The following is a 7,491-nucleotide window of genomic DNA, read 5'->3' on the forward strand; positions in this document are numbered from 1 at the left end:
TGGAGGGGAGCGGGGGCGCCGACGGTCAGGAAATCGTGGATCTTCCGGATCCGGTCCGTGAGCGCGGCATCGGCAAGGGCATAACCGACCCGCCAGCCGGTCACGCTGTAGGTCTTCGAGAAACTGCTGATGGTGATCGTCCGGTCCTCCATGCCGGGGAGCGAGCCGATCGAGATGTGCTTATGCCCGTCGTACACGATATGCTCGTAGATCTCGTCCGTGATGGCAACCACGTTGTGCTCGATGCAGAGGTCGGCGATGAACGAGAGCTCCTCTTTTGAGAAGACCTTGCCGGTGGGATTGTTGGGCGTGTTGATGATGATGGCCCGGGTCTTCTTCGAAAACGCGGCCTTCCACTTCTCTTCGTCAATGGAAAGGTCGTCTGCAAGGGGGACATAGCGCGGGGCAGCGCCCGAGATCTGGGCATCCGGGCCATAGTTCTCGTAGAACGGTTCCGGCACGACCACCTCATCGCCCGGCTGGATGATGGCAAGCATCGAGGCCATCATCGCCTCGGTTGACCCGCAGGTGACCGTGATCTCTGTCTCGGGGTTGAAGGTCATCCGGTTGAACGTCTTCACCCGCGTTGCGAGTGCTTCACGGAGGTCTTTTGCGCCCCAGGTGATGGCATACTGGTTGATGTCGTCCTTCACCGCTTCGCAGGCAGCGGTCTTCAGTTCGGGAGGGCAGGGAAAGTCGGGGAATCCCTGCGCAAGGTTGATCGCGTTGTGTTTCAGGGCGAGCCGGGTCATCTCCCGGATCACGGACTCGGTGAAGGTGTCGGCCCGGGACGGGTGGGTGGCAAAGAAAGGGGCCTTGCCCTTCCCCGTTCCGGCTCTCTTGTCCTGCATGCCGATCCGGTTGGAACGCCCGGAAAATATAATGAGAGGATCCGGCATCCTCCGCCCCGCTCACGATGCACCAGGAAAGCCCCTTGCGCAGTGCCGTTTATGAGGGGTGGTGCACCAATTAAGCAAGTTTTATTTACTTAATGCAAGTAAAATTGATCCTGTATCATCATGCACATCATGGAAGGATTCTTACCCTGGCAGTGGTGCGTTGTCTGGTGGCTTATTGCCCTCCCCTGCCTGATGCTCGGTATCTGGCAGCTCAGGAAAGTTATCAACGCAGACCGCGAGGCGCTGCCCCTGTTGGGGGTGACGGGCGGGTTCATCTTCGTCCTCTCGTCCCTGAAACTCCCGTCCGTCACGGGCAGCTGCTCGCACCCGACCGGCACCGGCCTCTCCGCCATCTGTTTTGGCCCGTGGATCACATCGGTCATCTGCGCCATTGTCCTCCTCTTCCAGAGCCTCTTCCTCGCCCACGGCGGCCTCTCTGTATTGGGGGCGAACATCGTTTCCATGGGAATTGTCGGACCGCTGGTCGGGTATGCAGTCTACCGGCTGCTGAAGGACACGTCCGTGAACATTTTCCTGACGGTATTTTTGGCAACGGCGCTTGCAGACATGTTCACCTACGTGACCACCTCGCTTGAACTGGCGCTTGCCTATCCTGCGGAAGTTGGCGGGTTTGCAAGCTCGTTTGTCATGTTCATGGCGATCTTTGCGGTCACGCAGTTACCGCTCGCGATTGTCGAAGGTATCGTGCTTGCCCTCGTCTTCAAGTACATCGTTGCTTTGAAGCCCGACATCCTCATCCGGATGAAGATATTCTCTGAAGCACAGATCACGGCTGCACGGGGTGAAGCATAATGGCAAAGAATTACACCCTCGAGATCCTTGCGGTCGTTGCGATCCTTGGTTTCTGTGCAGTCTTCCTCTACACCAGCTCGACCATGACCGGCGCTGAGTTCGCCGGTTCCGACAACGTGGGATCGGGCCTGATCGCGGAGTTCTCAGGGAAAGACGTGGAGAGCTTCACGCCGCTCATCCCCCAATGGGAACCGCCAAGCGGTGAGATCGAGTCCTGCCTCTTCGCCCTCCAGGCTGCTATCGGAGGAATCTTCGTGGGCGGGGTCTTCGGGTACTGGCTCGGCCAGCGGAAAGGTTTGAGTGATGCAAAGGTGAACCAGTAAACTATGTTTGAGGAGCTTCTGGAGGACGTGGCGCAGAGAAACGGCCTGCGCGAAACGAGCACCTGGCTCAAGCTTGCGGCAGGGCTCTCCGCTATCGTCCTCTGCCTCCTCTCTACGGGATACGCGGCCCCGCTCTTCATCGCCCTCCTTCTCTCAGCGGCTGTCCTCGTCCTTGCCCGCATTGACCTGCGAACCTACGCGGAGTTCTTCCTTGTCCCGCTCTGGTTTGCCCTGATGAGCGTGGCAGTCATCGTCCTCATCTCGGGCGGGGAGCACGTGTTCTGGAGCTGGGACCCGCTGCCGTTCCTCTCGCTCTCCATAACCCGCGAGAGCATCAATTACGGGTTTTTCGTGCTCTGCCGGGTGATCGGGGGGATGTCCGCCCTCCTCTTCATTGCGCTGACAACGCCCATGACCGACCTCTTTGTGGTCATGCGGAAGGTCCGCGTCCCGGACTTTGTCATCGACCTTGCGATGATCATCTACCGGACTATCTTCTTCCTTTTGGACCAGGTACGGCAGGTCTACCATGCGCAGGTGATGCGCCTCGGGTACTCGGGCTGGAAGGAGTCGGTCCACACCTTCTCGATGCTCTGCGGCTCGGCGTTCATCGCGAGCTGGGATGCGGGCGACGACCTTGTGCGGGCCATGGACGCACGGTGCTATGACGGGAAGTTTGCGCTCCTCGGTGAGAACCGCCCGGTGGAACTCCGGCCGCTCTGTGCCCTTGCCCTGTTCCTTGTCGCGGCATCGGTCGCCGTCGTTGCATCGCAGGGCATGACCTTACTGTAGGAGAGAACCATGAGCAGCATTGTCCTTGAAGCACGGGATATCCGGTACCGCTACCCGCGGGGAGAGGAGGCGATCAAGGGGATCAGTTTCCACTTCCGCCGGGGCGAGAAGATCGCGCTCGTGGGACCGAACGGGGCGGGCAAGTCCACGCTCCTCCAGATGTTCAATGGCATGATCCGCCCCGATTCGGGGACGATGCTCTTTGACAACAAGCCAATGGAGTACGGCCGGGCATCGCTCCGTGAACTCCGGCGGAAGGTGGGATTCGTGCTCCAGAACCCGGACCGGCAGATCATCGCCCCGACCGTGTACCAGGACGTTGCGTTCGGGCCGACAAACCTCGGGTATTCCGAAGCAGAGGTGAGGGAGTCCGTCACGACCGCCCTCCGGCATGTAGGCCTTGCCGGCTTCGAGCGCCGCCCGCCCCATCAGCTCTCGGGCGGGGAGAAGAAGCGGGTCGCGATTGCGGGCGTGCTCGCGATGGACCCTGATGTGCTCGTCTTTGACGAACCGACAAGCGGCCTCGACCCCTCCGGCTCCGAGGACCTGATGGAACTCCTCGACGAGCTGAACCATGAGGGCAAGACCATCGTCATCTCCACCCACGATGTCGAGCTCGCGTACCCGTGGGCCGACCGGGCTATCCTGCTCGCGGATGGGCGGATCATCAAGGAGGATGTTCCGGACGTGGCGTTTGGTAACACCCGGTTCGTCCGAATGGCCCATCTCTCGGTCCCGACCCTGCTCGAACTCTCGGCAGAACTGGAGAAGCGTGGTTTTTCCATTCCCGACCGGAAGCCCCGGAGCGTGCTTGACATGGTCCGCATCATCGGGAGCCAGGCGCATGGCTCCTGCTGCCACCCGGCGCCGGGCACGATCACGGTCTGCAACGTGGACACCATCGGGGCTGAAACCATCCCACTCTGGGTGCAGGCCCGGCCCGGCATCGCAGTTGGCGCCATGGGGACGCGGGCCAAGCAGTGCGCTGCAACGGAACAGGTGGCGCTCGAGTTCACCTATGGGGTTATCGACAAGTGCATCCTCCGGGCCCTGCGGGGGAAGGACTCGCTCATCCTTACGAACGGGAGTATGGTGGGCCGGGTGTCGGATCGTGTGGAGGCGTACGGGAAGGAGAGCGGGAATGCGATAGCTGTTGTCCTCTTGGAAAATCCGGGTCGGCAATCCTGAAGGGAAAGAAAAGGAGAGGGGAAGCGGGACTGGCCTGTTCACATCTTCGGCGTCCAGACCCCGAAGCCGTTCCCCTCGGTGTCCTGGAGGACCGCAACGAGCCCGACTCCCTTGATCATGAATTTTGGCATGATGATCTTCCCGCCGAGTTTTTCGACCTTCGCGACAACCTTGTCAATGTCTTCGACCATCACGTAATTCTTGATGGTCTCGTCTCCCTGCCGTTTGTACAGCCCGCCCATGTTGATGGTCCCGAGCATTGGGTCGCCGAGCGTGATCTCGTTGTACTGGATCGCCTCCATGCTTTTTTTGTCCATCGTCGGGGTTTTGATCGGGTCGATCTTCCAGCCGAGGAGGTTTTTGTAGAAGTGCTTTGCGCGGTCGACATTGTCGGCCGGGATCTCGGAATAGGCAATGTTTGGCATGAAGTGTAATATTCCGGAAAATGTATTTTACTGTTGGGATGGTACCAATGGGCCCGGTCTGCCTGTTAATTCTTCTCAGCATGTCACGTGCAGGACAGCAGCATACTTCCGCCGCTCCTTTTCGATCAGCGGGATGACATCCGGCACGGGCCTGACAACGTGTTCGAACTCCGCGAGCAGGTTTGCAGCATTCGGGGTCACCGGAAGGTCGCCGTACTGGCCGGTGCCGATGTACACAACATCCGGAACCTCTTCGTCCAGGAACGCAAGTTCCTCGGCAGAGAGCGGCGTGTGCCCGAACTCGCTTGCCCAGGGCTTTGAGAGTTTCTTCTTTCGCTTTGATATCGAACCATCGGTATGGATGATGATGTCGTGTTCGTAGCGGATGCCCCCGATCTCGACCCACCCGAATTCCGACCGCATGCAGATCCCTCGCGGGATACTATCGGTCGTAAGGATATCAACCTTGCGACGCCGGAAGACCCCCGGACACAGCGCCCTGGAAAACGATTATCATTCAGCCTGCAAAATTGAACCGTGGTGGATGTTGTGCTGATAGGGATTATGTCTGATACTCACGATGAGATCGAACAGACAAAGCGTGCCGTTGCCCTGTTCAACCGTGAAGGTGTGGGGCACGTGCTGCATGCCGGCGATTTTGTCTCCCCGTTCATGCGGGAGCCGCTCCGGGAACTCAAATCGCCGCTCACCGGTGTTTTTGGCAACAATGATGGCGACCGTGTGCTAATAACCGAGAAGTTCTCGGCCGTGCCGGGCCTTACCATTGCCGGGACATTCGCGAGGTTTGAGGCAGGCGGGATGCGGATCGGCCTCCTGCACGGCAACGACCGCGTCCTGTTCGAGACGCTTGCTGCGTGCGGGAACCTCGACCTGCTCGTGTACGGTCATACGCACAAGCCCGAAGTCCGGAGGGCCGGCTCCCTGCTCATCGTCAATCCCGGTGAAGTCTACGGGCACCTGACCGGCAAGAGCACGGTTGCGATCGTGGACACGGAAAAGCGCGACGCAGAGATCGTGGAGTTGTAAGAATCCCGGGCCTGTTCATACCCGCGGATTTAGCTTGGTCATCACGATTCTTTCGTTTTTCTTTGTTCCGATATTCTGTTGTACGCGCACCAGCAAGGTCTTCCAAAAGTATTTAAAAAACTGTGGAGAGCAGAAAAACTGTGGCCATTTCAAAGGTTTTTTTAGAGATTCTGATACTATGAGATTTTTCTCGTTCAGTTATATTTATATATAAATCCGATCAACTGAGGCAAACCTTTAGGGTACCCTGCATTCTAAACATCACTTGTCTTTACTAAAGAAGATGAGAAGGATGAAACAATTTTCTGCAGATAATGCGTTCACCGGCCTTGAAGCAGCTATCGTCCTGATTGCATTTGTCGTTGTTGCCGCGGTGTTCTCGTATGTATTGCTGGGTGCTGGATTCTACACCACCCAGACAGCACAGGAGACCGTGCATAGCGGTGTTGTCCAGGCAAGTTCGAGCCTTGAGATTGTCGGAGATATCATGGCGATAGCAGAGGGGGATAATCCGACACGGGCTTCCTACATCAATACCTCGGTTGCCCTTACTGCCGGTAGCACTTCAATGGATCTTACCCAGATGGTCATATCATGCTCCGACAGCAATGGCGGCAGGAATCCCAGCATTGCCACCAACACCGACATTAATTCCTGTGAAGATGTGCTTATCAATGCTGTCACGGTGGAAGATATGAGATGGTGTGTGTCTGCGAAATTCAATGATTTGAACCCCGAATCGCCGAACAACCTGCTCGAGCCCAACGAGATCTGGATCCTCTCCATCGGTATGCCCCCGTCAGCTACGCTGAATACCAAAGGAACCATCAACCTGCAGCCATCGGTTGGTGCCGTTGTTCCCCTTTCACGAACTCTGCCCGGCGCGTTCACAAGGGTTCAGGCAATTCATTAATCTCTCACATTTTTTCTTCCGACATACTCCCTGCCTTGAGCCAGAATAGTATAGCTTATACCTCCTCATCCAGCATGAAATTGCACGATTATGGGGGCTGCCGGGCGATTGCAGGAGGGTCGTTTTACCTCGGGCGAAGATAGTGAGAAGGTGGGTTTGGTCCGAGACCGGAGGAGGGAGTATGTTGGAACCGCCCTTCACTGCAACGACCGTGTCATGGTGAGGACGTTTGCCCTGTGCAGGAGCCTCTTACTGCTCATCCACGGGCACACGCACCGGCCCGGTATCGGGAAGGCAGGGTTGTAGGTCATCATCTGTCAATGCGGGGGATGCGGGAGCGGGAGAGACGCTGTTGGCAGCCATCAGTACTGATTCAGGCAAAAAGAAACAGATCCCGTGATTTTAATACCCGGGAGAATAAAGTATCATTCAATGGAGAATATATCATGGAAAATATTTACGATATGGCCATGAGGCGCAAGTATACCATTGCTCTGACGATTATATACGCCCTCATCATCCTCTTTTCCTTTGTCACGATGCTGTTCGTTGTCGGCCTCACCATGGCGGTCATCGTCTCGATCTTTGCCATCGCGTTCTACTGCATTGACATGACTTCACCGCAGACGGAGAACCAGAAGGCCACCCTGCTCCTTGCCTGCGGGGTCATCGTTGCTGCGATCGCATCGGCCATCGCCTCGTGGCTCCTCTGGGCAGTCGTGCTCGCAGTGCTCTTCCTGCACATCTATGTCCTCTCCAGGATCGAGCAGCGGCTCGCGATGCTCGAGTACCGGAGCACCCGCCGGGTCCTCCGGAGACGCACCCGGGGCGGGGCATCACCACGCCACCGGGCGTAAGTGTGTCAAGTATCTCCGTGTTGTGCCGACCCCGCGGCCGGGCCCCCCCCTAAGGAATATCCTCTATTTCCGGATGAACGTTACGAAATAACGTTATTCCGGGGTGCGGTGCTTTCCGGAGGGCACGGCGATCTCGAACCGTGCGCCATTTCCCGCCTGTCCTGTCTCCCGGATCGTGATGCCCGTGATGTCGAGGATCTCGCGGGAGATGGCAAGGCCAAACCCGGTGTTCTT

The 7,491-nt window shown here is 57.7% G+C and carries 11 protein-coding genes; 8 read left to right on the top strand and 3 right to left on the bottom strand.

Annotated elements, in window-relative coordinates:
* Positions 1-851, bottom strand: an 851-nt coding sequence (locus tag PHF39_RS13300; RefSeq protein WP_300224917.1) for an aminotransferase class I/II-fold pyridoxal phosphate-dependent enzyme, incomplete at its 3' end; no start/stop codon positions are given.
* 168 nt (positions 852-1,019) lie between these two features.
* Here PHF39_RS13300 and PHF39_RS13305 point away from each other — a divergent pair.
* The 4 genes from PHF39_RS13305 to PHF39_RS13320 are packed head-to-tail and all read left to right on the top strand — an operon-like array spanning position 1,020 to position 4,015.
* Positions 1,020-1,712: an energy-coupling factor ABC transporter permease gene (locus PHF39_RS13305; protein ID WP_300224920.1), complete on the top strand. Its 693-nt coding sequence runs from the start codon at positions 1,020-1,022 to the stop codon at positions 1,710-1,712.
* Entirely contained in the window at positions 1,712-2,035 is a 324-nt protein-coding gene (locus PHF39_RS13310) for an energy-coupling factor ABC transporter substrate-binding protein (protein WP_300224922.1), read from the top strand. Before PHF39_RS13305 ends, PHF39_RS13310 begins: the two co-directional genes overlap by 1 nt.
* Before the next feature lie 3 nt (positions 2,036-2,038).
* Complete coding sequence (gene cbiQ, locus PHF39_RS13315; RefSeq protein ID WP_300224925.1) at positions 2,039-2,827, top strand: cobalt ECF transporter T component CbiQ; 789 nt, start codon at positions 2,039-2,041, stop codon at positions 2,825-2,827.
* 9 nt (positions 2,828-2,836) lie between these two features.
* Positions 2,837-4,015 carry an ATP-binding cassette domain-containing protein gene (locus PHF39_RS13320; RefSeq protein ID WP_300224927.1) on the top strand — a complete coding sequence of 393 codons (1,179 nt, stop codon included), beginning with the start codon at positions 2,837-2,839 and terminating at the stop codon, positions 4,013-4,015.
* 38 nt (positions 4,016-4,053) lie between these two features.
* On the opposite strand, the gene PHF39_RS13325 is transcribed toward PHF39_RS13320, so the two are convergent.
* Entirely contained in the window at positions 4,054-4,440 is a 387-nt protein-coding gene (locus tag PHF39_RS13325; protein WP_300224929.1) for a VOC family protein, read from the bottom strand.
* 75 nt (positions 4,441-4,515) lie between these two features.
* On the bottom strand, positions 4,516-4,863 hold the full coding sequence (locus PHF39_RS13330; RefSeq protein ID WP_300224931.1) for a hypothetical protein: 348 nt from the start codon (positions 4,861-4,863) through the stop codon (positions 4,516-4,518).
* Between the two features lie 141 nt (positions 4,864-5,004).
* Between PHF39_RS13330 and PHF39_RS13335 the strand changes: the two genes are divergently transcribed.
* From PHF39_RS13335 to PHF39_RS13350, 4 genes are all read left to right on the top strand, one after another.
* Entirely contained in the window at positions 5,005-5,487 is a 483-nt protein-coding gene (locus PHF39_RS13335; RefSeq protein ID WP_300224933.1) for a metallophosphoesterase, read from the top strand.
* 292 nt (positions 5,488-5,779) lie between these two features.
* On the top strand, positions 5,780-6,400 hold the full coding sequence (locus PHF39_RS13340) for an archaellin/type IV pilin N-terminal domain-containing protein (protein WP_300224936.1): 621 nt from the start codon (positions 5,780-5,782) through the stop codon (positions 6,398-6,400).
* Positions 6,401-6,556: 156 nt separating this feature from the next.
* The gene (locus PHF39_RS13345; protein WP_300224939.1) at positions 6,557-6,706 is read left to right on the top strand and encodes a hypothetical protein; all 150 of its coding nucleotides are present in this window, start codon (positions 6,557-6,559) and stop codon (positions 6,704-6,706) included.
* A 140-nt stretch (positions 6,707-6,846) separates the two neighbouring features.
* Complete coding sequence (locus PHF39_RS13350) at positions 6,847-7,257, top strand: hypothetical protein (protein ID WP_300224941.1); 411 nt, start codon at positions 6,847-6,849, stop codon at positions 7,255-7,257.
* Positions 7,258-7,491: the final 234 nt, after the last annotated feature.

The sequence above is a fragment of the Methanoregula sp. genome (genome assembly GCF_028712425.1).
Taxonomy (GTDB): domain Archaea; phylum Halobacteriota; class Methanomicrobia; order Methanomicrobiales; family Methanospirillaceae; genus Methanoregula.

Bases quoted from the DNA above. Each gene is read 5' to 3' on its own strand.
- PHF39_RS13305 (WP_300224920.1), top strand. From the start codon at position 1,020: ATGCACATCATGGAAGGATTCTTACCCTGGCAGTGGTGCGTTGTCTGG.
- PHF39_RS13325 (WP_300224929.1), bottom strand. From the start codon at position 4,440: ATGCCAAACATTGCCTATTCCGAGATCCCGGCCGACAATGTCGACCGC.
- cbiQ (WP_300224925.1), top strand. From the start codon at position 2,039: ATGTTTGAGGAGCTTCTGGAGGACGTGGCGCAGAGAAACGGCCTGCGC.
- PHF39_RS13320 (WP_300224927.1), top strand. From the start codon at position 2,837: ATGAGCAGCATTGTCCTTGAAGCACGGGATATCCGGTACCGCTACCCG.
- PHF39_RS13330 (WP_300224931.1), bottom strand. From the start codon at position 4,863: ATGCGGTCGGAATTCGGGTGGGTCGAGATCGGGGGCATCCGCTACGAA.
- PHF39_RS13350 (WP_300224941.1), top strand. From the start codon at position 6,847: ATGGAAAATATTTACGATATGGCCATGAGGCGCAAGTATACCATTGCT.
- PHF39_RS13340 (WP_300224936.1), top strand. From the start codon at position 5,780: ATGAAACAATTTTCTGCAGATAATGCGTTCACCGGCCTTGAAGCAGCT.
- PHF39_RS13310 (WP_300224922.1), top strand. From the start codon at position 1,712: ATGGCAAAGAATTACACCCTCGAGATCCTTGCGGTCGTTGCGATCCTT.
- PHF39_RS13335 (WP_300224933.1), top strand. From the start codon at position 5,005: ATGTCTGATACTCACGATGAGATCGAACAGACAAAGCGTGCCGTTGCC.